The 25,107-nt window shown below is 59.1% G+C and carries 22 protein-coding genes; 11 read left to right on the top strand and 11 right to left on the bottom strand.

The annotated features are described in order from the left end of the window. From AM571_RS30970 to mmsB, 4 genes are read left to right on the top strand one after another with little or no spacing between them, the layout of a single operon-like run. Window positions 1-888 (top strand): branched-chain amino acid ABC transporter permease, encoded by an 888-nt coding sequence (locus AM571_RS30970; RefSeq protein ID WP_074064778.1) that lies wholly within the window; start codon window positions 1-3, stop codon window positions 886-888. 1 nt (window position 889) lies between these two features. Beyond that, the gene (locus AM571_RS30965; protein ID WP_074064777.1) at window positions 890-1,879 is read left to right on the top strand and encodes a branched-chain amino acid ABC transporter permease; all 990 of its coding nucleotides are present in this window, start codon (window positions 890-892) and stop codon (window positions 1,877-1,879) included. Between the two features lie 17 nt (window positions 1,880-1,896). Continuing rightward, entirely contained in the window at window positions 1,897-3,492 is a 1,596-nt protein-coding gene (locus tag AM571_RS30960; protein ID WP_074064776.1) for a GMC family oxidoreductase, read from the top strand. Window positions 3,493-3,501: 9 nt separating this feature from the next. After that, complete coding sequence (gene mmsB, locus AM571_RS30955; RefSeq protein ID WP_074064775.1) at window positions 3,502-4,383, top strand: 3-hydroxyisobutyrate dehydrogenase; 882 nt, start codon at window positions 3,502-3,504, stop codon at window positions 4,381-4,383. Here mmsB and AM571_RS30950 read toward each other — a convergent pair whose 3' ends face one another. The 8 genes from AM571_RS30950 to AM571_RS30915 all read right to left on the bottom strand — a co-directional run bounded on the left by AM571_RS30950 (window position 4,384) and on the right by AM571_RS30915 (window position 12,418). Then, complete coding sequence (locus AM571_RS30950; protein ID WP_074064774.1) at window positions 4,384-5,151, bottom strand: fumarylacetoacetate hydrolase family protein; 768 nt, start codon at window positions 5,149-5,151, stop codon at window positions 4,384-4,386. An 83-nt stretch (window positions 5,152-5,234) separates the two neighbouring features. Then, complete coding sequence (locus AM571_RS30945) at window positions 5,235-6,617, bottom strand: FGGY-family carbohydrate kinase (protein ID WP_074064773.1); 1,383 nt, start codon at window positions 6,615-6,617, stop codon at window positions 5,235-5,237. Further along, on the bottom strand, window positions 6,614-6,934 hold the full coding sequence (gene rhaM / locus AM571_RS30940; RefSeq protein WP_074064772.1) for an L-rhamnose mutarotase: 321 nt from the start codon (window positions 6,932-6,934) through the stop codon (window positions 6,614-6,616). Before rhaM ends, AM571_RS30945 begins: the two co-directional genes overlap by 4 nt. Next, window positions 6,931-7,941 (bottom strand): ABC transporter permease, encoded by a 1,011-nt coding sequence (locus tag AM571_RS30935; RefSeq protein ID WP_074064771.1) that lies wholly within the window; start codon window positions 7,939-7,941, stop codon window positions 6,931-6,933. The genes rhaM and AM571_RS30935 overlap by 4 nt, the downstream gene beginning before the upstream one ends. Next, the gene (locus AM571_RS30930) at window positions 7,938-8,939 is read right to left on the bottom strand and encodes an ABC transporter permease (protein WP_074064770.1); all 1,002 of its coding nucleotides are present in this window, start codon (window positions 8,937-8,939) and stop codon (window positions 7,938-7,940) included. Before AM571_RS30930 ends, AM571_RS30935 begins: the two co-directional genes overlap by 4 nt. A 9-nt stretch (window positions 8,940-8,948) precedes the next feature. Next, complete coding sequence (locus AM571_RS30925; protein WP_074065683.1) at window positions 8,949-10,484, bottom strand: sugar ABC transporter ATP-binding protein; 1,536 nt, start codon at window positions 10,482-10,484, stop codon at window positions 8,949-8,951. A gap of 73 nt (window positions 10,485-10,557) precedes the next feature. Next, a complete protein-coding gene (gene rhaS, locus AM571_RS30920) occupies window positions 10,558-11,553 on the bottom strand; it encodes a rhamnose ABC transporter substrate-binding protein (protein WP_074064769.1) in 996 nt (331 codons plus the stop codon). 52 nt (window positions 11,554-11,605) lie between these two features. Further along, entirely contained in the window at window positions 11,606-12,418 is an 813-nt protein-coding gene (locus AM571_RS30915) for a DeoR/GlpR family DNA-binding transcription regulator (RefSeq protein ID WP_074064768.1), read from the bottom strand. Between the two features lie 176 nt (window positions 12,419-12,594). Here AM571_RS30915 and AM571_RS30910 point away from each other — a divergent pair, with 176 nt between their 5' ends. After that, a complete protein-coding gene (locus AM571_RS30910) occupies window positions 12,595-14,691 on the top strand; it encodes a bifunctional rhamnulose-1-phosphate aldolase/short-chain dehydrogenase (RefSeq protein ID WP_074064767.1) in 2,097 nt (698 codons plus the stop codon). A gap of 4 nt (window positions 14,692-14,695) precedes the next feature. Here the strand turns inward: AM571_RS30910 and AM571_RS30905 are convergent, their stop codons facing one another. Then, window positions 14,696-14,854, bottom strand: coding sequence for a YqaE/Pmp3 family membrane protein (locus tag AM571_RS30905; RefSeq protein WP_074064766.1), 159 nt, complete (start codon window positions 14,852-14,854; stop codon window positions 14,696-14,698). A gap of 79 nt (window positions 14,855-14,933) precedes the next feature. Here AM571_RS30905 and rhaI point away from each other — a divergent pair, with 79 nt between their 5' ends. Further along, window positions 14,934-16,226, top strand: coding sequence for an L-rhamnose catabolism isomerase (gene rhaI / locus AM571_RS30900; protein WP_074064765.1), 1,293 nt, complete (start codon window positions 14,934-14,936; stop codon window positions 16,224-16,226). A gap of 395 nt (window positions 16,227-16,621) precedes the next feature. Then, window positions 16,622-17,125, top strand: coding sequence for a GNAT family N-acetyltransferase (locus tag AM571_RS30890; protein WP_074064763.1), 504 nt, complete (start codon window positions 16,622-16,624; stop codon window positions 17,123-17,125). Between the two features lie 304 nt (window positions 17,126-17,429). Here AM571_RS30890 and AM571_RS30885 read toward each other — a convergent pair whose 3' ends face one another. Together AM571_RS30885 and adhP are read right to left on the bottom strand one after the other, a co-directional pair. After that, on the bottom strand, window positions 17,430-18,692 hold the full coding sequence (locus AM571_RS30885; protein WP_074064762.1) for an aminotransferase class V-fold PLP-dependent enzyme: 1,263 nt from the start codon (window positions 18,690-18,692) through the stop codon (window positions 17,430-17,432). 28 nt (window positions 18,693-18,720) lie between these two features. Next, window positions 18,721-19,746, bottom strand: a complete 1,026-nt coding sequence (gene adhP, locus AM571_RS30880) for an alcohol dehydrogenase AdhP (RefSeq protein ID WP_074064761.1) — start codon at window positions 19,744-19,746, stop codon at window positions 18,721-18,723. 719 nt (window positions 19,747-20,465) lie between these two features. Between adhP and AM571_RS30875 the strand changes: the two genes are divergently transcribed. The 4 genes from AM571_RS30875 (at window position 20,466) to AM571_RS30860 (ending at window position 25,094) form a co-directional block, all read left to right on the top strand. Beyond that, on the top strand, window positions 20,466-21,992 hold the full coding sequence (locus AM571_RS30875) for an ABC transporter substrate-binding protein (protein ID WP_074064760.1): 1,527 nt from the start codon (window positions 20,466-20,468) through the stop codon (window positions 21,990-21,992). A gap of 82 nt (window positions 21,993-22,074) precedes the next feature. Next, a complete protein-coding gene (locus tag AM571_RS30870; RefSeq protein ID WP_074064759.1) occupies window positions 22,075-23,016 on the top strand; it encodes an ABC transporter permease in 942 nt (313 codons plus the stop codon). Continuing rightward, window positions 23,016-23,885, top strand: a complete 870-nt coding sequence (locus AM571_RS30865; RefSeq protein ID WP_074064758.1) for an ABC transporter permease — start codon at window positions 23,016-23,018, stop codon at window positions 23,883-23,885. The genes AM571_RS30870 and AM571_RS30865 overlap by 1 nt, the downstream gene beginning before the upstream one ends. Next, complete coding sequence (locus tag AM571_RS30860) at window positions 23,886-25,094, top strand: amidohydrolase/deacetylase family metallohydrolase (RefSeq protein WP_074064757.1); 1,209 nt, start codon at window positions 23,886-23,888, stop codon at window positions 25,092-25,094. Window positions 25,095-25,107 lie beyond the last annotated feature (13 nt).

Genomic DNA, 25,107 nt, shown 5'->3' with positions numbered 1-25,107 from the left:
ATGACGATGATATTCGGCATCCCCGTGCAGGCCCTTCTCGGCCAGTTGCTGATCGGCCTCATCAACGGTTCTTTCTACGCGCTTTTGAGCCTTGGCCTGGCAATCATTTTCGGCCTGTTGCGCATCATCAATTTTGCCCATGGCGCGCAATACATGCTCGGCGCCTTCGTCGCCTACCTGATGCTCGCCTATGGCGGTATCGGCTACTGGCCCGCGCTTATTCTTGCTCCGCTCGCAGTCGGTCTTTTCGGCGCCGTCGTCGAGCGGCTCTTCTTGCGGAGGCTCTATGGCCTCGATCCACTCTATGGATTGCTGTTCACGTTCGGCATGGCGCTCGCGATCGAAGGGACGTTCCGCTATCTCTACGGTTCTTCCGGCCAGCCCTATGCCACGCCGTCAGCCCTTGCCGGTGGTACCAACCTCGGTTTCATGTTCCTGCCGATCTATCGAGGCTGGGTGGTCGTGATGTCGCTGGTGGTCTGCATCGGCACCTGGCTTCTCATCGAGAAGACCAAGCTCGGAGCCTATCTTCGGGCGGCCACGGAAAATGCCGTGCTTGTGCAGGTCTTCGGGGTCAATGTGCCGGTCCTGCTGACGCTGACCTATGCGTTGGGTGCCGGACTTGCAGCCTTTGCCGGCGTACTGGCTGCACCTGTCTACCAGGTCTCGCCGTTGATGGGGTCCAACATCATTATCGTCGTCTTTGCTGTTGTCGTGGTTGGCGGCATGGGCTCGATCATGGGGGCGATCGTCACCGGCTACGTTCTAGGCGTTGCCGAGGGGCTGACCAAGGTTTTCTATCCGGAAGCGTCGAACATCGTGATCTTCGTGATCATGGCGATCGTGCTTCTCGTCAGGCCCGCGGGCCTTTTCGGCCGGGATGCGTAAGATGACGGACATCACCGAAACCATTCGTGCAGAAAAGAGCCGCACCGCACTGTCGGTACAGGCCGGCTTCCTGATCATCGGCCTTTTGCTCCTGCTGCTCGCACCGTTCTTCTTCTACCCGATCTTTCTGATGAAGCTGCTGTGCTTTGCACTCTTTGCCTGCGCGTTCAACCTTCTGCTCGGCTATACCGGATTGCTTTCCTTCGGGCACGCGACCTTCTTTGGCGGGGCGGCCTATTTCACTGCCTATACCGTCAAGACATGGGGAGTGCCGCCGGAACTCGGCATCCTGATCGGCGTTGCGGGTGCTGCGCTTCTCGGCCTCGTCATGGGCTATATTGCAATTCGCCGGCAGGGCATCTATTTCGCGATGATCACGCTTGCGCTTTCGCAGATGTTTTTCTTCTTCTGCCTGCAGGCGGAATTCACCGAAGGCGAGGACGGCATCCAGTCCGTTCCGAGGGGGCATCTCTTCGGCTTCATCGATTTGAATAATTCCACCAGCATGTACTACTTCGTCCTGGCGGTCTTCGTCATCGGCATGCTTTTGATCTGGCGTTTCATCCATTCGCCCTTCGGCATGATCTTGAAATCGATCCGGGAAAACGAGAACCGAGCGATTTCGCTCGGCTATTCGGTGGCGCGTTACAAGCTCGGCGCCTTCGTGATGTCGGCAGCCCTTGCCGGGTTGGCGGGAGCCTTGAAGTCGCTGGTTTTCCAGTTCGCGACGCTGACGGACGTCGCCTGGCAGATGTCGGGCGAGGTGATCTTGATGACGCTTCTCGGCGGCATAGGCACGCTAATTGGTCCGATCTTCGGGGCGGGGCTTGTCGTGACACTGCAGAACTATCTCGCGACTTCGGAATTTCCCGTTACGATCATCACCGGCGTCGTTTTCATGATCTGCGTGTTGATCTTCCGCCGCGGGATCGTCGGCGAATTCTACGCCTCGTGGATCGGCCGGAAACTGGGCTTCGTGTATCGCCGTTGAGCGGCCGGTGACATCAGATGGATCGCTACGACTATATCATCATCGGCGCTGGCAGTGCGGGCTGTGTGCTGGCAAACCGCCTATCCGAAGACCGCAATAACCGCGTACTACTGCTGGAAGCCGGCGGCAACGACAACTACCACTGGATACACATCCCGGTCGGCTATCTCTACTGCATCAACAATCCGCGCACCGACTGGTGCTTTACAACTGCACCCGAGGAAGGGCTGAACGGCCGGGCTCTGGGCTATCCGCGCGGCAAGGTGCTCGGCGGCTGTTCGTCGATCAACGGCATGATCTATATGCGCGGCCAGGCCCGCGACTACGACCTTTGGCGGCAGATGGGATGCAGCGGCTGGAGTTGGAGCGACATCGTGCCCTTCTTTCGCAGATCGGAGGATTATTACCGCGGCGCCGACGAGATGCATGGTGCAGGTGGCGAATGGCGCGTGGAAAAAGCGCGGGTGCGCTGGGCCGTGCTCGACGCATTCCAGCAGGCGGCTCGGGAAGCCGGCATTCCGATCACGGAGGATTTCAACCGCGGCAGCAACGAAGGCTCCGGCTATTTCGACGTCAACCAGCGCTCCGGTATTCGCTGGAACACGGCAAAGGCCTTCCTCCGGCCGGCTATGAAGCGCGCCAATCTGACTGTTCTGATGAAGGCGCAAGTGCGACGGCTGCTTGTGGAGGAGGGTGCCATTTCCGGCGTCGAATACCAGCACGACGGCATCGCCAAGCGCGCATATGCGGCCAAAGAGACGATCCTTTCTGCCGGTTCCATCGGCTCGCCGCATATCCTGGAGCTCTCCGGCATCGGTCGCGGCGATGTGCTGAACAAGGCCGGGGTCGATGTCGTTGCCGAGGTCAAGGGAGTCGGGGAGAACCTGCAAGACCATCTGCAGCTTCGCCTCGCCTACAAGGTCACCGGCGTGCCGACGCTGAACGAGAAGGCGACAAAGTTGATCGGCAAGGCGGCTATCGGGCTCGAATACCTGATCCGACGATCCGGGCCGATGGCCATGGCACCGAGCCAGCTTGGCATCTTTACGCGCTCGGGGCCAGATAAGGAAACTCCCGACCTGCAGTATCACGTACAGCCGGTCTCGCTCGACAAGTTCGGCGATCCGGTGCACGCCTTTCCGGCCATCACCGCAAGCGTCTGCAATCTGAGGCCGGAAAGCCGCGGCTCCGTGCATCTTGCGAGCCCGGATTTTGCAACGCAGCCGACGATTGCTCCGAAATACCTCTCGACGGAGCGCGATCGCGACATAGCTGTTCGATCAATAAGGCTGACACGGCGGATCGTTTCACAGCCATCCTTTGCGCGCTTTCAGCCCGAGGAGTTCAAACCCGGTCCCTCCTATCAGACGGAGGCCGATCTGGAGCGGGCGGCGGGCGACATCGGCACGACGATCTTCCATCCGGTCGGAACCTGCCGAATGGGCGCAGACAAGGACAGTGTCGTTGATCCGCGGCTGAAGCTGCGCGCGCTCGCCAAGCTCAGGATCGCGGATGCCTCCATCATGCCGTCGATCACGTCAGGCAATACGAATTCTCCAACGATCATGATCGCCGAAAAGGCGGCCGCAATGATTATCGAAGACAACAGATAGGAGGCCACCATGGCACGGATCGCATTTATCGGGCTTGGCAACATGGGCGGGCCGATGGCGGCCAATCTCGTCAAGGCCGGGCATGAGGTGACGGGTTTCGATCTCGCCGCGCCGGTTCTCAAGGCGGCAGAGGAAACCGGCGTGAAACCTGCAAGCCACGCGAGCCAGGCGGTGGCCGGTGCCGAGACTGTCGTCACGATGCTGCCGCAAGGGAAACATGTGCTGGCCGCCTGGTCGGACATTCTCGCTTCCATTGCCGCAGGAGCGCTGGTGATCGACTGCTCGACCATCGACGTCGAAAGTGCGCGTAAGGCCCATGCGATGGCCAAGGCGGCAGGCTGCCTTTCGCTCGACGCTCCCGTCTCCGGTGGAACGGGCGGGGCTGCGGCGGGAACGCTTACTTTCATGGCGGGTGGTTCGCAAGAAAGTTTCGCCAAGGCCAAGCCGATCCTTGAAGCCATGGGCAAGAAGATCGTCCACTGCGGCGAAGCGGGCGCTGGGCAGGCGGCCAAGATCTGTAACAATATGATCCTCGGAATATCGATGATCGGCGTCTGCGAGGCTTTCGTGCTGGCTGAAAAACTCGGCCTCTCGCACCAGGCGCTTTTTGATGTTGCATCGACATCGTCCGGTCAGTGCTGGTCCATCAATACCTATTGCCCGGTGCCGGGACCGGTTCCGACCTCGCCGGCAAACAACGCCTTTAAACCGGGCTTTGCCGCCGCCTTGATGCTGAAGGATTTGCGCCTTTCGCAGGAGGCGGCACTTTCGAGCGGCGCATCAACCCCGCTTGGTGCCGAAGCCGCGCAGCTTTACGCGCTCTTCGAAAAGCAGGGCAATGGCGGAAGGGACTTTTCCGCCATCATCGAGATGTTTCGCAGCAAGGTCTGATTATTTCGCGACTAGCGAAAGGTGAAGCTTGCTGGTCTCGCCAAGAAGGATGTCGATCTTGCCGGGCGAGTTCAGTTCGATCGCGCCGCATAGGGTCCCCGTCGTAATCAGCGCACCTGACTTCAGCGCGCTTTCCGGCCGCAACCTGTCATTGGCGTAGCCGACAAGCCAGGTGAGCACGTCGCCCTTCGGATGCTGCGCGGGGGCATCGTAGACCGGCTGGCCATTGACAGTGACTTTCAGTGGCGTTCCGGTCGCCGTGTCGATGAGCGTTTTCGGCACTTGCGGACCAAGTACATAGCCGCTGTTTCCGAGGCGATCGGCAAGGAAAAGCAAAAAGCAGGCCCTGCCGCTTTCCTGAATGGCGGAAACCAGGAGTTCTGCGCCGAGATGGACGGTCGCGACTGCATCGGCGACTTCAGCCCGGCTGTAGCCGCTATCGCGGATCGGCAGATCCGTGCCGAGCCGAATGGCAATCTCCGCTTCAAATTTCATGCCGTCGGACCAGATTATTTCGGCACCCGAATCGGCTTCGATATAGGGATGAAGCGGCGCAGCCACAGCCTGGCCATCCGGCGAGGCCGCCACTTTCCACGCACTGCTGGTAATGGCTTGCTCGGCTGCAAGCATATTCTGCGCGTCCATGGCGTGGCGGAGGTCGGTTGGAAGTGCGAAATCGGCAGTCTTTGCCTGCTTGCCTGCATTGCGGAGGCTAAAAAGCCGCGCGGCAAGGGCACGCGGATCGAAGAGCGCGTTTGAATCCGTCATGATATCTCCTGCGCCTGATTCTGAATGAGCCGACATTAGCTGCCGGCTCGAGATGAGGTAAAGAGCACGAATGGAAAGAGCCGTTATTCCATCGCTTTATGCCAGGCGCAACGATACTCCTTGAGACCGGTTATCGTGGCTGGCGTGAAACGTCTTTGCGGACCGGGCGCGGGGCTGATACCGGTCAGCAATGCGGCGCCCTGGCTGGTGCCGGTCGAGCCAGGCAGCGCGCTCACCTCCCGTCCCACCAATGCCGCGAGGACCTTGAGATACGTCTCGTTCAGCGCGAACGGCCCTTCGACGATGACTGGCCCATCGGCGCCAACCAGGCCGAGGCAGGTCTCGGTCATCAAAGCAAGGTAGAGGCACATGGCGGCGTAGCGTTGCGCAGGGCTTGCGCCATCGGCATTCAGCCAGTGCCTCTTGCAGTCGGGAAAGGGGCCGGAGCCGGGGGCCACGTTCGGCAGCAGCATCAGATGTCCTGCAACGACCGGGTCGAGTGCTGCGGCGACGTCTTCCAGCCGAACATTGCCAATTTCTGCGGAAAGAATTTCGAACTCGCGCCCGCCCATGAAGCGGGAGGACGGCACGGCCCGGCCATAGGCATCGACATTGGCGAGCGCATCGCGCTCCGGGTCGAGATGGGTGAGATCGCCGCCGACGCCGAAACTTACAACCCATGTTCCAGTGGAGACAACCGCAAAGGGCGCCCTGCGCGCAACGAGATGCGGCAGCAGCGAAGCATTGGAATCATGGATCCCGCAATAGACCGGGACCTCTGTGGCCAGGCCGATCTCGGCGGCGATGACCGGCAGGACGGGGCCGAGCGCGTCGAAAGCAGAGCGGATCGGCGCCATGAGATTGCGAATGCCGAGCCGATCGACGAGCGATGAATATTCGCCTTTTCTTGGGTTCCAGAGATCTGTATGGCAGCCGAGCGAGGTCAGCTCGTTGGCTGTAACGCCCGTCAGCCGTGCCGCCCAATATTGAGGATAGGTGACGATTGTTGCCACCTTTGCGAATTCCAGCCTAAAGGCCGTCTTCTGATAATGAAGCTGGGCGCCGACATTCAGCCCCATCGACTGGCGCGGTGAATAAGTCTCCTCGAAGGAAGGGCGCAGCGCCGTATAGGCGTCTTGGATTTCTTGCGGATATTCATGCTCGTAATCGAGAACCGGCATCGCAATCTTGCCGTCTGCGCTGAGCAGCGCTGCTGACGCGCCATGGGTCGTGATCGAAATCGCGTCGAAGCCGGGCTTTGCCGCGAAAGACTTCAGCGCACCGACTGCAAAATCCCAAAGGCTGTCGATATCATAGTGGGGATAGATGCCGGACCGTATGACTGTATTCGCCGTTTTTGCGGCTGCCGTTTCCCTGCCGGTTTGACCGTCGAGCACGACGACTTTTGCATTCGTCTTGCCGATATCGAAAACGGCGATACGGCGGTATTCGGGCGGCTTGGTCATGGCATGTGAAAGACGGTGACGAGGTCGCTCTGTCGCGGTGAATTGTCCGGATTTGTTTCCATGATGTCGGCCATATGGCCCCACCACTTTTTCATGAGAGGATGTTCCGGCAAACTCGCCATCGTGTGATCCTTCGGCCGCGTCAGCACGCCGAAGAGCGTGTTCGTCTCGCGGTCGAGATGGATCGAATAGTCGCTCGCGCCGGACTTGTGCAGCAGCTCGACGAGATCCGGCCAGATCTCGTCGTGCCGCTTCTTGTACTCCGCTTCCATGCCCGGATTGAGCTTCATCTTGAAGGCGTGTTTTTCAAGGGTCATCTGGAACTCATGGCTTTGATACGTCGGGCGACGATCGGAATGGCAATTGTGATGATGAGCAGCAAGCCGATGAAGATCGACATGACGATGCCCGGAACGTTGAGGAGGCCCAGGCCGAAGGTAACGAGACCCATGACGAAGGCTGCGATGACGACGCCGCCGATCGTGCCCGAGCCGCCGAGGATCGAGACGCCGCCGAGCACGACCATGGTGACGACTTCGAGCTCCCAGCCCTGCGCAATCGAGGGACGGGTGGAGCCAAGGCGCGAGGTGAGACACACTGCTGCGATACCGCTCATCACCCCGGTCAGCATGAAGAGGATGAATTTCACGCGTTCCACCGGAATTCCGGAGAAGCGGGCGGCAAAATCGTTATTGCCGATCGTATAGACCTGGCGGCCGAAGTTCGTGGCGTGCAGCAGGATGGCAAAGAGGATTGCCAGCAGGAAGAATAACACGAATTCAAAGGAAAACACCCAGACAACATAACCTTGGCCGAAGTAGGCGAAATCGGCGGGATATTTGCCATATGCCTGGTCCCCCAGCACGATATAGGAGATGCCGCGGAAGAGGCTCATCGTGCCGATGGTGACGACGATCGACGGCAGTTTCAGCACGGAAACGAGGACGCCGTTGAAAACTCCGCACACCAGACCTGTACCGACGCCGATCAGCACGAGGCCTGGTGTCGCGATACCGGCCTGCGCAGCCGCTCCCATGGCCGTCGATGCAAGCGCGATGATGGCTGCAACCGAAAGGTCGATCTCGCCTGCGATCACAAGCAGCGCCATGGCAAAGGCGATCATCGCTTTTTCGGTGAAATTGAAGGTTGCGTCCGAAAGGTTCCACGCATTCAGGAAGTAGGGTGATGCCATGGAGTTGAAGACGAAAATCAAGATGGCAACGCCGAAAAGCAGTACTTCCCAGCTGGCCATGATGCGGCGGAACGGTGTGCCGAGACGATCGGGAATGACGCGCTTTTCGGTTGGGGCGGAAATGGTGCTCATGCGACGACCTCCGCTGGAGTTTCTGCAGCTGCCTTGTCGCGCAGGATGATACGGCCGCGACTGCGCTCGCGCCGGGCATTGAAGACGACAGCAAGGATGATGACGGTGCCTGAGATCGCCATTTGTGTGAAGGGCGAGATGCCGATGACGGGAAGCGCATTCTTGATGACGCCGAGGAAGAGTGCGCCGAGCACCGTGCCGATGACCGACCCGACGCCGCCGGCGATCGAGATGCCGCCGATGACGCAGGCGGCGACGCTGTCGAGCTCAAAGCCGCTGGCGATATCGACATAGGCGACCGCATAGCGCGAGACCCACAGGTAGCTTGCAAGGCCGGCAAGTGAACCGGACAGCACGAAGGCCAGGAATTTCGTCCAACCGGTATCGATGCCAGCATAGACGGCCGCCGTCGGGTTGCCGCCAGTCGCATAGGCCGATCTTCCGAACTGGGTATGTTTCAACAGAATGTACATCACGAGTACGATTGCGATCCCGACCCAGCTCAAAACCGGCAGGCCGAGGATGGGCGTGCGAGGCACGGAAAGGAAGGCCGGTGTCATCTGGTGGGCGTTCACCCAAGCACCGCCGGAGAGCACGAAGGCCATGCCGCGGTAGATGGTCAGCGTCCCGAGCGTGACGACGATCGGGGGGATTTCAAGCGCCCAGACAAGAAAGCCGTTGATCGCACCGAGGCAGGCGCCGATCGCAATCGCTGCAAGGATCAGGACGACCAGGGGCAGACTGGGAAAGGCAGCATTCATCATCGCGATTGCCATGCCAGTGAAGGCGAGATTGGCGGCGACCGAAAGGTCAATCGATTTGGTCAGGATGACGGTCATCTGCGCGAGCGCCAGGATGACAAGGATGGAGGTATCGTTGAAGATGCCGGCGAGGTTTGAGGGCGTCGCAAAATCTGCAGCGCGCACCGAAAAGACCCCGATCATCAAGACGATGATGAGGAAGAGCAGGGTTTCGCGTTTTCTGATCAGTCGTGCCATTCCATCACCTCATGCATTTCCCGTCGCTGCACGCACCAGTGTCTCTGGCGAAAGCTCTGCGCGCTCGAACAGACCGGCCGACAACCCCTCCTTCATCACCAGGACACGGTCCGACATGCCGATGATTTCCGGCAGCTCAGAGGAGATCATGATGATCGAGAGCCCTTCGGCGGCAAGCTCGCTGATGAAGCCGTGGACGGCCGCCTTGGAACCGATATCGATGCCCTTGGTCGGCTCGTCGAGGATGATGACCTTGGGCTGCGTCGCCAGCCATTTTCCGATGACGACTTTTTGCTGATTGCCGCCAGACAGCGTGCCAACGGGGACCGACAGTGCGGCTGCGCGAAGGTCAAGCCGCTCGGCGTATTTACGGGCCAGCGCAAATTCGTTGGCGGCCTTCAAGAAGCCCTTGCGCGAAGTGCGCGTCAGTGAAGGCAACGTCATGTTCTGATAGATCGGCATCGGCAGCGCCAGGCCATGGCGGCCGCGCTCTTCCGGCACATAGACGATGCCGGCACGGATGGCCTCGAGGGGTGAAGCCATCGAAATTTCCTTGCCGTCGAGCATGAGCCGGCCGGAGAGCGGCTTGGTTATGCCGAAAAGCGACTGGCAAAGTTCCGAGCGTCCAGCGCCGATCAGGCCATAGACGCCGAGGATTTCGCCCTTGCGAAGCGTGAAGGAAATATTCCGGAATTCCGTTCGGTGACAATAATCCTGGACTTCGAGAACGGGGCCGCCGATCTCTACCGGAAACTTCGGAAACACGTTCTCGACATCGCGGCCGACCATGAGCTTGACGATCGCGTCCTGCGGCGTTTCCTTCAGCCTGCCGTTTCCCACGGCGCGCCCGTCGCGGAAGACGACGAAGTTGTCGGCAATCTCGTAAAGTTCGTCGAACTTGTGGCTTATGAAAAGGATCGCTTTGCCCTTTTCCTTCAGGGCCTCAATGATGCGGAAGAGATCGTCGATCTCCTTGCGCGAAAGTGCAGCCGTCGGTTCATCCATGATGACGATGCGGGCTTCGATCGAAAGCGCGCGTGCAATCGCAACCAGATGACGCTGTGCGATCGAGAGGTCCTTGAGCCGGATTGTCGGATCGATGCTGCTTTCGAGTGAAATCAACAGCTCCTTCGAGCGGCTGTTCATCGACTTCCAGTCGATGGTGCGCAACTTTGTGAGCGGGGCATGGCCGAGAAAGATATTTTCGGCAACCGTCAGTTCGTCGAAGAGGACAGTTTCCTGATGGATGGCAGTGACGCCTGCATCGATTGCGGCTTGCGCACTGGCGAAGGTGACGGGCTGGCCGTCGACGAAGATTTCGCCTTCGTTCGGCCTGTAGATGCCGGTCAGGATCTTGACGAGCGTGGATTTGCCTGCGCCGTTTTCGCCGATCAGCGCGGTCACCTTGCCGCTATAGAGTGCGATGCTGACCTTGTCGAGCGCCTTTACGCCTGGAAAGATCTGCGAAATGCCCCGCATTTCGAGAATGGCAGGCGCCTGTGCGGCCTTGCGGTCCGTGGCGGTTTGTTGAAGGGCAGTGTTCATCAGCGCTTTACCGGTGTCGAATGAGAAATCCCGGCGGCCCAAGGCCGCCGGGCTTTTTGCGTGATGGTCCGGATCAGAAGACCTTGGAGAACTGGTCGATGTTCGAAGCGTTGTAGACGAAGGGATCTGCCATTGCGGCCTCGCCATTGTCGCCAACCTTGATCTTGCCCATGCGCCCGGTTTCGATCTCGCTGCCGGGTTTGCCGTCGGTCTCACCCTTGACGAGGCGATAGGCGATCTGCGTGGCCGAATAGCCGAGGTCGATCGGGTTCCAGATGGCGAATTCCTTCGTGGCGCCCGACTTGATTGCACCGGCCATTTCAGACGGCAGGCCGAGACCCGTGACATAGACCTTACCGATGAGGCCCTTGTCTTCGACGACCTTGGATGCCGCCAGAACGCCGACCGTCGTCGGAGCGACGATGACCTTCACATTCGGGTTCGACTTCAAGAGGCCTTCGGCTTCGCGGTAGGACTTGTCGGAAAGGTCGTCGCCGTAAACGGTCGTGACGAGGTTCAGGCCGGGGAAATCCTTGAGCTGCTTCTTCATCTGATCGATCCAGATGTTCTGGTTCGTCGAGGTAGTCGTTGCCGAAAGGATCGCGAAATCTCCCTTGCCGCCGTCGAGGTGGTTTTTCGCAAGAGTGAGGCACATCTTGCCGATCAACTCGTTGGACGACGGGTTGAGCTGCAGGATGCGTCCTTCAGGAGCGACACCGGAATCCCAGGAAATGACCTTGATGCCGCGCTGGGTAGCCTTCTTCAAAGCCGGAACGACTGCGTCAGGGTCGTTCGCCGAAATCGCGATGGCATCGACGCCCTGTGCGATCAGCGAATTGATGACTTCGATCTGGCCTTCGGCCGTCGTCGAGGTCGGGCCGGTATAGATCACTTCGACGTCGCCGAGCTCCTTGGCGGCTTCCTGGGCGCCCTTGTTGGCCGCGTCGAAGAATCCGTTGCCGAGTGACTTGACGACAAGGCCGATCTTCATGTCGGCAGCACTGGCCGTGCCTGCCATCATGGCGACGGCGAGTGCGACGCCCACAGCGAGTTTCTTTGCGAGTTTCATGCTTTCATCCTCCCACTTTGATTAAGACTAACTACACCCTGGACGGCGCTTCTCAGGCGACCGACGAGGAATCCTCCTTCACCGATTGCAGGCCAGCGCTCGCGACGACGAGCTTGATGCCTGCATCCTCGATCATCCTGACGGAATCTTCCTGGATGCCATCGTCTGTGATGATCGTCGAAACACGCTCGAGCGGGCACAGAATGAGGCTCGACCGACGTCGAAACTTGCTGGAATCGACCATGACGACGAGTTCGTCGGCCTGATGCATCAGCTTCTGTTCGCTTTGAATGATCTGCGCGTCGGCTTCCATGATGCCGAGCGGGCCGACGCCCTGAGCCCCTATGAAAAAGCGGCGTGCATAGAAATTGCGAATGGCGTCATTGTCGAAGGGCGACAGAATGAGGCTCTGTTCACGATAGATCACGCCGCCCGGCACCGTAACCGTATTCTTTGTGTGCTTTACCAGGTGTTCGGCGATCGCGAAAGAATTGGTCATGACCTGCATGCGGTGCGCCGACATGAAGTGTACCATCTGAAATGTCGTCGTGCCGCCATTGATGATGATCGCATCGCCTGGGTCGCACAGATCCACGGCGACGCGCGCAATTGCGCGCTTTTTATCGATATTGACCGATTCTGAAACTCTAAAGGGGCGTCCTGCGAGATTGCCGAGCTGCGGCGGATGGACGGCTTCAGCGCCGCCGCGAACGCGTCGGATCTTGCCCTGCACATGGAGAGCCGCGATGTCGCGCCGGATCGTAGCTTCGGAAGCTCCGGTCAGCTCGGCAATATCCTGGATCGTGACCACTGACTTTTCCTGAACTGCGCTCAGGATGATGCGATGGCGTTCGCGTTCGTGCATTTGGCTCCTCCCCTGTGCGTATTTATTTCGTATCCATTAACAGCTGTCAATCAAAAACGATCAGAAATTTTCATATTGCGCTGCACAATAGTCGTTTCTGATCGTTTTCGATTGACAATATGCATTTTGATGAGCGATACCGTCACCGGTTACATAGGCACACAAGGGAGGATGACATGGCGGCCACCGTCCGGCTACTTGAGAACCGTTGGGATGATTCTTACGCAACAGGGCTCGATGAGCCCGGCAAGCTGCTGTACCGGTCGAACCTCCTTGGCGCTGACAAGCGCATCACCAATTACGGCGGCGGCAACACCTCGGCAAAGGTGATGGAAACGGATCCACTGACCGGCGAGAAGGTGAAGGTTCTCTGGGTCAAGGGGTCTGGCGGCGATGTCGGGACCATTAAGCTCGATGGCTTTGCGACGCTCTATCAGGACAAGCTTGATTCACTGAAGGGCATCTACAAAGGCGTCGAAGACGAAGATCGCATGGTCGGCTTTTTGCCGCATTGCACCTTCAACCTGAATTCACGCGCCGCCTCGATCGATACGCCGCTGCATGGATTTGTGCCCTTCACGCATGTCGACCATATGCATCCGGACGCCATCATTGCGATCGCAGCAGCCAGGAACTCCAAGGAACTGACGAAAGAGGTCTTCGGCGACGAGATCGGCTGGCTGCCCTGGCGCCGCCCCGGCTTTCAGCTCGGTCTCGATCTTGAAGCCTTCGTCAAGGCAAACCCGGATGCCAAGGGTGTCGTTCTCGAAAGCCACGGTCTCTTCACCTGGGCGAACGACGCCAGGGCCTGCTACGAGCTGACGCTTGCCGTCATCAACAAGGCAATCGAATGGTTCGCCCAGCAGACTGAAGGCAAAAAGATCTTCGGCGGCCAGGCAACGCAAAGCCTGCCCTTGGCTGAACGCCGGGCCATCGCTGCCCGCCTGATGCCGGAAATCCGCGGGCGGATCGGCAAGCAGGAGCGCAAGCTCGGCCATTTCGATGATCAGGATGGCGTGCTCGAATTCGTCAACTCGAAGGATCTCCGTTCCCTCGGCGCGCTCGGTACCAGCTGCCCGGATCATTTCCTGCGCACCAAGATCCGCCCGCTGATCCTCGACCTCGACCCGGAAAAACCGGACGTGGAGTCGATCGTTGGCGGTCTCGACAAGGCTCTGGAAGACTATCGTGTCGATTACGCGCGCTATTACAATGACTGCAAACACGACAATTCACCGGCGATGCGAGATGCCAATCCGGTCATCTTCCTTATTCCCGGCGTCGGCATGGTGTCCTTCGCCCGCGACAAGGCGACGGCCCGCATCGCAAGCGAATTTTACGTCAACGCCATCAACGTGATGCGCGGTGCCTCGACGGTCTCCCAATATCAGGGTCTGCCTGAACAGGAAGCCTTCGATATTGAATACTGGCTCTTGGAAGAGGCAAAGCTGCAGCGCATGCCAAAGCCGAAGAGCCTTGCCGGCAAGGTGGCCTTTGTTACCGGCGGCGCCGGCGGCATCGGCCGTGCGACGGCGGCCCGTCTGGTAGGCGAGGGCGCCTGCGTGGTTCTTGCCGATATCGATCAGTCGGCACTGGAGGCGACGGAAGCCGAATTCGTGAAGAAGTATGGTGCGGATGCGGTGCGCAGCGTCAAGCTCGACGTCACCAAGGAAGATGCGGTGGTCTCGTCCTTTGCCGAATCCTGCGTCGAGTTTGGCGGCATCGACATCCTCGTTTCGAACGCCGGTATTGCGTCTTCAGCGCCCATCGAAAACACCGAGCTCTCGATGTGGAATAAGAACATCGACATTCTGGCGACCGGCTACTTCCTGGTTTCGCGCGAAGCCTTCCGCCTGTTCCGCCGCCAGAACCTCGGCGGCAACGTCGTCTTCGTCGCCTCCAAGAACGGCCTTGCCTCCTCGCCGAATGCGGCTGCCTATTGCACGGCGAAGGCAGCCGAGATCCACTTGGCCCGCTGCCTGGCGCTGGAAGGGGCAGAAGCAGGCATTCGCGTGAATACCGTGAACCCGGATGCGGTGCTGCGCGGCTCGAAGATCTGGAGCGGCGAGTGGCGCGAACAGCGTGCAGCTTCATCGAAGATCGAGGTAGACGACCTGGAGGAACACTACCGCAGGCGCTCGATGTTGAAGCTCAACGTCTTTCCCGAAGATATCGCAGAGGCGATTTATTTCCTCGCGTCGGATCTTTCGGCGAAATCCACCGGCAACATCATCAACGTCGATGCCGGCAACGCCCAAAGCTTCCCGCGCTAGAGATCTACTTCCGCAGTATCACCCAGATTGCATGAATGATCCCGGGCAGGTAGCCGCAAAGCGTCAGTAGGATATTGAGCCAGAAATGCAGGCCGAGCCCGACCTGCAGGAAGACGCCAAGTGGCGGCAGGATGATCGCGAGAAGGATGCGGATGACGTCCACTGAAGCCTCGTGGCGGGTGGGATAATAAAGCAGTTAAACGCACAACAGGGCCTATGGTTCGTGTTTCAGGGAGGATTTGATGGCCGAGTTCAAGATTGCGCAGCATCTGATTGCCGAGGAAAATGCAAAGCGGGCGGCGGCTCACAAGGCCGATTACGACGCCCTCGGAGCAAATCTTGCACGCCGCGGCGTCGATATCGACGCCATTACAACGAAGGTTTCGGCGTTCTTCGTGGCGGTTCCTTCTTGGGGCGTCGGAACGGGCGGTACGCGCTTTGCCCGCTTTCCAGGCTCTGGCGAACCGCGTGGCATCTTTGACAAGCTGGACGACTGCGCCGTCATTCACCAGCTGACGCAGGCAACGCCGACCGTTTCGCTCCACATCCCCTGGGACAAGGCTGATGTCGGCGAGTTGAGGGCCAAAGGCGACGCGCTCGGTCTCAGCTTCGATGCAGTCAATTCCAATACCTTCTCGGACGCGCCGGGTCAGAAGCACTCCTATAAATATGGCTCACTCAGCCATACGGACGCCGCGACGCGACAGCAGGCCATCGAGCACAATCTGGAATGCATCGAGATCGGCAAGACGCTCGGCTCAAAGGCGCTGACGGTCTGGGTCGGCGACGGTTCGAATTTTCCCGGCCAGAGCCATTTTACCAAAGCCTTCGAGCGCTATCTTGCGGCTATGGCGGAGATCTACAAGGGGCTGCCCGACGACTGGCGGCTGTTTTCCGAGCACAAGATGTACGAGCCGGCCTTCTATTCGACCGTCGTGCAGGATTGGGGCACGAACTATCTGATTGCGCAGACCCTCGGGCCGAAAGCTCAATGCCTGGTCGATCTCGGTCATCATGCTCCGAACACCAATATCGAAATGATTGTCGCCAGGCTGATTCAGTTTGGCAAGCTTGGAGGCTTCCACTTCAACGATTCCAAATATGGTGACGATGACCTCGATGCCGGTGCAATCGAGCCTTACCGTCTGTTCCTCGTCTTTAACGAGCTGGTCGATGCCGAGCATCGCGGGGTGAAGGGCTTTTACCCGGCTCACATGATCGACCAGTCGCATAATATCACTGACCCGATCGAAAGCCTGATCAATAGCGCCAGCGAAATCCGCCGCGCCTATGCACAGGCCCTGATCGTCGATCGCGAGGCGCTGTCCGGCCATCAGAATGAAAATGATGCGCTGATGGCGACGGAAACGCTGAAGCGCGCGTATCGAACCGACGTCGAGCCGATCCTCGCCGAAGCGCGTCGGCGCGCCGGCGGCGCCATTGATCCGGTGGCGGCTTATCGCGCCAGCGACTACAGGAAAAAGGTTTCTGCCGAACGTCCGGCCTCTGTGGCTGGCGGCGGTGGTATCATCTAGGCCTCCCAAGGCGTTGGGGCCGCCGCTTCGACAGCGGCGGCCAGGCAAGACCTTAAGGCATCCCATTGGCCGCGATCTGGCATCGCGATGTTCAGCCGTTTCAGACATTCATGGTGGCGTGGCGAAGCCGTAGGCCGCAAGGCTCTTAGCGTCGCAATGGCGTGCCGCCTCGTCCCAGATTTCGTCCGCACCGGATCGACGCAGTCGCCGATGCGGGTGCGGCTTCTCTCAGCGTCACGCTGAAGCGAGCGCTGGCGGAACGGCTCGCGGATGAACAAAGCGACCTGTACCGAAAGTCCGCGCATCGGACCAAACGATGTGGACCATCGAACTTGTCCTTTGCGGTCGCCGCTGCCAATCTCCCGTAGCCCAAAGGACACGTACTCGGATCGAACATGCTAATCAAACAGGCCAGCCGCGATCACTTTTGCGCCTTGCGCACCATAGAGCTGGCATCATTTGAAACATTGCGCGACGCACATGCCGTCAGCGGCGAGCCATCGGCAAGCAGTGACGAAGAGTTGCAGCAGTACCTCGACCACGGGTTCCTCTACGCCGTGTTCGATGAGAATGGTGTCCCGGTCGGTTACGGGGGAGCGTACGTTACCGAAGGCTGGCTCCACATCGGAGAGATAGACGTGCATCCTAGCTGGCAACAGAAGGGTCTTGGAAGAAGGCTTATGGAGACGCTGCTTAGTGAGGGCCGCTCAAGACAGCTGGGTGGAGCGACGCTCACGACGGATCGGTTCGCGCCGTTTAATGCACCCTTCTACACATCTCTCGGGTTCCAACTCATTGCACGAGACAAATGTTCGCCGCGCCTCCGGTCCGTTCTCCGTTCGGAGGTGGAAAAGGGTGCCGATCCACTTCGGCGGGTCGCCATGGTTTTGATGTTCTGATGTCTTTGATAGCCTTGGTTTCGTCCCGATGCCCGCTCTTGGCGCTTTCCGGCATAGGCTTATCTTCGGCTTATGGCCCAAGCAGCCTTCGCCTTGATCCTTTTCAATCGAGCAACTGCTTGATCTGGAAGACGGTTTGGGAAGGCTTTGATAATCGCGGGCTGCAGGGCAAAGTTTTCAGAAACACCATAAGCTGATGCCGCCGTCTGGTGAAAAATCCGGCCGAAATATCGTCAGCTGTCGGCCCCAAAGCCGCCATCAGCCGGCGGAACCTCCGCCGAGGGCAAGCAGATACCGCTATCGGTCAGGTTTTTACAAGGCCACGCATCGAGGCTACTCCCTCCAGAGCACGTTGGATGTGGGCCTGTGTATTGTAAATGTGGGGGCAAAGTCGTAACCCGCCACTGGAAGAGGCTGCTATCCCGAATTTTGTATAAAGGGTGTCGACCACCGTTTTTTGGTTTTCCTTAGGAACCTCTATCACAACAACCCCGCCGCTCATCGCCGGATTTTCCGGAGTGACAAGGGTAGCCCCGAGATCCTTTAATCCCTGCTTTAGTTGGCTCGCGAGTTCCGCGATGCGGGCTTCTACACGCTGCGGGCCGATCTGAGTGTGAATATCCGCAGTGTCCGCGATCGCTGCGATGGCCGCATCGTCGCGTTGCCCGAGCGTTTCAAACTTCTTTGCGTTGTCGAGGTCGAGTTCGACCTTAATCTCTCCAGTGTAGCCGATCGTGTTTGGCCATATTCCGCCGGCGCGTCCTTTGCGCACGTAAAGGATGCCGACCTCCTTCGGACCCATGAACCACTTGTGCGCGCTGGCTGAGAAGCTATCGCATCCCATGTCGTGAAGGTTGAGCGCCGACGCGCCCCAGCTCTGAGCCCCGTCGACATGACAATGGATGCCCTTCTGGCGAGCCATCGCCGCAATTTTCTTGGCCGGGAGCTTCAGTCCGCTCACGTTGGAGCATTCGGTGAAGCTGACGGCCTTCGTTCGGTCGGTGCAGGCCTTGGAGAACAGCTCGACGATTTGTTCGTCGCTCTCGGGTCGTCGCGGCAATGCCACGCGCACGACCTTCAGGCCAAACCGCCTGGCCCGGATATCCCACGCCTCGTTGTTTGTGACGTGGTTCTGATCCCAAATGACTACCTCGTCTCCCGACTTGAAGTCGAGACCGTTGGTGATGACGCTGTTAGCCTCGGAGGTGTTTCGAACCAGGGCGATTTCATCCGGATCGGCTCCGATCTGGGCCGCGACCTTCATTCTTGAACTGGAGAGCCGGTCGTTGAACTGCGCCCGGTTATTCAATGAAACGTCGTAGTCCACGACGCGGGTCAACTCTGCCACCTTCGATGCCACAGACTCGAAGGACGGGCAAAGGTTCGCGCTATTCATCGGAATTGCGGTGTCCGGGAAGATGAACTGGTGGCGGACGAGTTCCCAGTACATGTCCCCGCTAATCGTGTCTGCACGTGCCGCGGACGTGAGCAGGTTTGATGTCGTCGCGACTGTGGCGGCTGCGCCTGCGAACCGCATCAGCGTGCGTCTGGTCATATAGCCTTGCATTGCACTTCTCCTTGTGTTCCGTGACGAGCTACTGGAGGTCGATGACGACGCGGCCGTCGATCTTGCCGTCCTCCATGCGCGCGAAAATGTCGTTGATGTTCTCAAGCTTGTCCCAACTGAAGTGGGACGCCACCTTCCCGTCAGCGGCAAAGCCGATGGATTCTTCAAGGTCCTGGCGTGTGCCGACGATCGAGCCTCTCACCGTGATGCGCTTGAGAACCGTGTCGAAGACGGGAAGGCTGATCATGGACGGCGGCAGTCCGACGAGCGACATCGTCCCTCTGGAACGCAGCATGTGGAAAGCCTGCTCCATCGCCTTCGGAGACACAGCCGTCACCAACGCGCCATGCACGCCTCCGACTTCCTTTTGGACCTTCGCAACTGCATCAGGCTTGCGTGCATCGACCGTCATATCCGCACCAAGTTGGCTCGCAAGGGTGAGCTTGCTTTCGGAAACGTCGACGGCAACGACGTGCATTCCCATCGCTTTCGCATATTGGACGGCCATGTGTCCAAGGCCACCGATGCCTGAGATCATTACCCACTCACCAGGGTTCACCTCGGTTTCCTTGAGGCCCTTGTACACCGTAACGCCAGCACACAGGACAGGGGCTGCCGGGCCGAAATCGAGGTTGTCAGGGAGAATGCCGACAAAGTCGGGGTCGGCGAGGCCGTACTCGGCGAAGGAGCCATTGACAGAATAGCCCGTGTTCTGCTGGCTTCCGCACAATGTTTCCCAACCCGTCCGGCAATGAGAGCAGTATCCGCAAGCAGTATGGAGCCACGGAACGCCGACCCGGTCGCCCTCCTTCAACCGCTTCACCGAACGACCGGCCTTGGCGACATATCCAACGCCTTCGTGGCCTGGGATGAACGGTGGACTTGGTTTGACGGGCCAATCCCCACGGGCGGCGTGAAGATCGGTATGGCAGACGCCTGTCGCAGCGAAACGCACCAGTATCTGATCATCCGCAGGGTCTGGTATCGGCATTTGCTCAATAACCAGTGGCTTTTTGAAATCGAGGACAACCGCTGCTTTCATCATGTTCGGCATGGTCTTCTCCCAACGATAAGGACAGCGGCCGAAGCAGAGCACCGCCAGACCTCTCATACAAGAGAGCATCATGTTTGTTACACGTATCGAAGGGCTGCCCAGGATCGTTCGGACGGCATGGCGGAGTGGCCGAATTTCCCGGCCTCGTAACTTGCCGCTGCGACTGCGCCGCCTGCCTCTGGGCCATCGACCCTGACTGGGGGTCGGCGACCGATAATCTCCAGTGACCGCCGCCGGACGCCGACGAGACCCACGACTTCTACTCTGGGTGGGGCTCCTCGTACGTTAGGCAAAGCCGTCGTTATGTCCGGAGTTGGGCGCGAAGCGGGAGTGAAGGGCCCTGTGTAGGTCCCACTGGGTCGGACTGGCCGCAATCATCTCACAGGGACAGCGGGTATCGAACCGCAGAGGCCCTCCATCTGCGAAGAATTGGTGTCCGCGTCTGGGCCACCAATCGTTTGCGTTCGTCGCGCGAGACGCCCTCCGATGAAATTCGGCATTCAATGATGAGCGAAGGAACCGGCTTCAGCGATGGCAAGCAAACCTGGGCCGTTTGGTCCGACGGGTGCGCTGATGATCGTCTCGCGCAGCAGCCCTAGCGCGCATTCTCGTTTCTCAGCCCAGGCCCACATTCCCGGTTGACAGGACCATCATGGCCGATATTCTATTATAAAGACCTATATAACATAAATATGGAACAATATAATCGGGAGCAAGAAATGAAGAGTCTAATCGCATTTCTCCTCGGCACGGCACTTTTCGCCTTGCCGACCACACTGATGGCGCAGGAAAAAGGCGGCATCATCAATGTCGCGACGATCGGCGAGCCCCCGACGCTCGATCCGATGTCCTCGACTGCCGACCTCGTCGGAATCGTCACGCAGCACATATTCGAGACGCTCTATACGTTCGACAAGAGGTGGAACGTCACACCGCTTCTGGCCGAAAGCCTGCCCGATATCAGCGCGGACGGCAAAAGCTACACGATCAAGCTGCGCAGCGGCATCAAGTTCCACGACAACAGCGACATGACGTCGGAAGATGTCGTTGCATCGCTCACACGCTGGACGAAGATCGCCTCGCGCGGCAAGCAGGCTGCAGGCTTCATCGAAGCAATCGCTGCAGTCGATCCGGCAACCGTCAAGATCACCCTGAGGCAGCCCTATGCGCCGCTGACCTCTCTGCTTGCCTTCAACAATTCCGCTGCGATCGTCATTCCTTCCGACAAGCAGGACGAGCCGATGAAGGATTTCATCGGAACCGGCCCCTACATGCTGAAGGAGCGCAAGGCCGATCAGTACATTCAGCTCGTTCGCTTTAGCGGCTACAAATCACGCGGTGGCGACAGCGATGGCTATGGCGGCGCGCGCCACCAGTATCTCGATGAAATCCGTTTCGTTCCGGTGCCGGATCCGAACACCCGCGTCGAGGCTGCAGTATCCGGCCAGTTTGACTATGTCGATTCCATCCCGGTCGAATCCTTCGACAAGCTTAAGGCATCGACGGCCTCGCAGCCGATCATCCTCAAGCCATTCGGCTACCCGGTTTTCGTCTTCAATACCAAGGAGGGCATTGCGAAGAACATCGAGGTCCGCAAGGCGATCCGCCAAGCCCTCAGCATGGAGGACATGCTGGCCGCTGCCTTCGGCAATACGGATTTCTATACGCTGGACGGCGATATCTATCCGGAAGCCTATTCCTGGCACACGGATGCCGGCGTTGAAGGAAACTACAATATTGCAAAGCCCGAAGAGGCTGGCGAAGCCCTGAAGAAGACGGGCTACAACGGCGAGCCTCTGCGTATCCTCACCAGCCGCCAGTACGAATTCCACTACAAGATGGCGCAGGTTGCAGCGGAGTATCTCAAGCTCGCGGGCTTTGCCGTCGACATGCAGGTCGTCGACTGGGCGACGCTGACGCAGCGCCGCGCCGATCCGAAGCTCTGGGACATCTATATTAGCCACAGCCCATTCCTGCCGGAGCCGGCGCTCATTGGTTCGCTGTCGACCAGCTCACCGGGATGGTGGGATACGCCCGCCCGAAAGGCCGCCGTCGATGCCTTCACCTCTGAAGTCGATTCTGCCAAGCGGATCGAACTATGGGCCAATGTCCAAAAAGCGATCTATGACGAGGCGCCTTTCATGAAGATCGGCGACTTCAACGCCGTCTCGGCGGAATCAAATAAGCTCGAAGGCGTCGATCCGGCTCCGTGGCCGTACTTCTGGAACGCTTCGATCAAGAAGTGACGACTGATCATCGGGATGCCGGTTCCTGCCGGCCGGTATCCCTTTTCGACGGTGCCCGGCCGGGCATAAGGGCCGCAAATCAATGATCCGTTACATTCTCCAGCGCCTCTTCGGGATGATCGTTGTGATGTTCCTCGTCGTCACGATCGTCTTTGTCATCGTGCGCGTGACGCCAGGTGATCCGGCAGCCGTCATGCTGGGACCAGATGCAACGCCTCAGGATATTGCCGAGCTTCGCGGACGTCTCGGGCTCGATCAGTCGCTCCTGGTGCAATATGTCTATTACATCAGTCAGCTCCTGAGAGGCGATCTCGGGCAATCGATCTTCTTGAACATGCCGGTCACCGCAGCCCTTCTAGACCGCGCCGAGCCGACGTTTTTCCTGACGGTGTTCTCGCTGGCGATCGCCTGCGTCATCGCTCTGCCAATCGGCATTTACGCTGCCTATCGCCGCGGGTCCTTCATTGATCAGGCGGCTACGACGCTAGCAATGTTTGCGGCTAGCATTCCGAGCTTTTGGCTTGGGCTGATTCTGATGCAGTTCTTCGCCGTGCGCTTCAACTTCTTTCCGGTTTCGGGCTATGGCGGACCGGGCGCGAACTTCTTTGGGCGCATGTATCACCTGACGTTACCAGCCTTTGCCCTCGGCATAGTTTCCTCGGCGCTGATCCTGCGTTTCACCCGTGCCTCGATGCTTGATGTGCTCGGCGACGACTATATCCGCACGGCACGCGCCAAGGGCCTGATCGAACGGCGGGTGATCCTCAAGCACGCGCTCAAGAACGCCCTGATCCCGATCCTGACCGTTATCGGGTTGACTGCGGCGGTGCTGATTTCGGGGGCGGTCGTGACCGAAACGGTCTTCGGCCTTCCAGGTGTCGGCAATCTGGTCGTCTCGGCGGTCCTCCGTCGCGATTACCCGGTGATCCAGGGCGCGCTGCTCATTATCGCGGCCCTCTACGTGCTGATCAATTTTGCAATCGACATGCTCTATCTTCTGGTCGATCCGAGGGTGCGCTACTGATGACGGATATTTTAACAGCACCTGCCTTGAGCGAGGGCAGCAAGTTCGTCCGGCGTTTCCTGAAGCGCAAGACCGTTGCCTTTGGTGTGCTCATCCTCACGATCTTCGTGCTCTTGGCGATCCTTGCTCCATGGGTCGCTCCCTATTCGCCCTCCAAGCTTTCGATCGTCAACCGGCTGAAGCCTCCGAGCGGAATGTTCTTCTTTGGAACGGACGAATTCGGGCGCGACGTCTTCTCGCGAACGATCTTTGCTGGGCGCCTGTCGCTGCTCGTCGGCGCAGCCGTCGTCGTTTTATCGGCGTTGATCGGGGTGAGCCTCGGCCTGCTTGCCGGCTTCTTCAAGCAATTCGACACGCCAATTGCCCGGCTGATCGACGCAATGATGGCCTTTCCGGACATTCTGCTGGCGATCGCGCTGGTCGCAGCCCTTGGACCGTCGCTGACCACGGTCGTCATCGCGTTGTCGATCGTTTATTCGCCACGCCTTGCGCGTATTGTTCGTGCATCGACGCTGGTCATCCGCGAACTGCCCTATGTTGAGGCAGCACAAGCGCTCGGGATTTCCACCTTTCACATCATGACACGGCACGTCCTGCGTAATCTGCTTTCGCCGATTCTAGTGCAAGGCACCTTCCTCTTTGCCAGCGCCATGCTGGCTGAAGCGGGCCTTTCCTTCCTCGGCCTGGGCGTCAGCCCCGAAATTCCGACCTGGGGAACAATGATCGCCGCCGGACGCCAGTATATCGGCCAGGCCGACTGGATGACGTTTTTTCCGGGCGTCGCCATCGTTCTTTCCGTGCTCTCCTTGCAGATGGTCGGCGACGGACTGCGCGACATGCTCGATCCCAAACTTCGAAAGGACCTTTGAATGATCGGGCAACAAGAGCGCAAGCCGCTCCTGCTCACCAATGTGAGGCCTATAGGCTTTGGTGCTGAAACCCCAGGCAGTGCAGTCGATATCCTGATCGACGGCAACGGCCGGATCGCACAGGTCGGTCCACAGCTTTCAGTCTCTTGCGAGATGATCTGCGTCGACGGCAAGGGCGCCTGGATTTCGCCGGGCTGGATCGACCTCCACGTGCATATCTGGCATGGCGGCACCGACATCTCGGTCCGTCCGTCCGAATGCGGCGCCGAGCGCGGCGTGACCACGCTGGTCGATGCAGGTTCTGCCGGTGAAGCCAATTTCCACGGTTTCCGCCAATATATCATCGAGCCATCGCGCGAGCGCATCAAAGCCTTCCTGAACCTCGGTTCGATCGGTCTCGTCGCCTGCAACCGCGTCTCCGAATTGCGGGACATCCGCGACATTGATCTTGACCGCATCCTTGAATGTTACTCTGAAAACAGCGAGCACATCGTCGGCATCAAAGTGCGCGCCAGCCACGTCATCACCGGCTCGTGGGGTGTAACGCCGGTAAAGCTCGGCAAGAAGATCTCCAAGATCCTCAAGGTTCCGATGATGGTGCATGTTGGCGAACCGCCGGCGCTTTATGATGAAGTGCTGGAAGTCCTAGGCCCCGGCGACGTCGTCACCCACTGCTTTAACGGCAAGGCCGGTTCGAGCATCTTGGAAGACGAGGATCTTTTCGATCTCGCGCAGCGTTGCGCGGGTGAGGGCATTCGCCTCGACATCGGTCATGGCGGCGCCTCCTTTTCCTTCAAGGTGGCGGAAGCCGCAATCAAGCGCGGCCTCATGCCGTTCTCGATCTCGACGGATCTGCATGGCCATTCGATGAATTTTCCGGTTTGGGATCTGGCGACGACCATGTCGAAGCTGCTTTGCGTCGGCATGCCTTTCGATAAGGTGGTGGCAGCGGTCACGCATGCGCCTGCCTCCGTCATCAAGCTCTCGATGGAAAACCGGCTCGCCGTCGGACAACGCGCCGATTTTACCGTCTTCGATCTTGTCGATTCTGATGTCGAAGCGACCGATTCCAACGGCGACGTTGCCGTTCTTGAGAAGCTGTTCGAGCCTCGCTATGCGGTGATCGGCAGCGAGGCGATTGCCGCAAGCCGTTACATTCCGCGGGCCCGCAGGCTCGTGCGCCACAGCCACGGTTATTCCTACCGCTAAAAGCCAGAAGAAA

It is taken from the genome of Rhizobium etli 8C-3 (genome assembly GCF_001908375.1).
Classification (GTDB): domain Bacteria; phylum Pseudomonadota; class Alphaproteobacteria; order Rhizobiales; family Rhizobiaceae; genus Rhizobium; species Rhizobium etli_B.
Note: the sequence above shows the minus strand (reverse complement) of the source record. Positions and strands in the feature narration are given on the sequence as shown.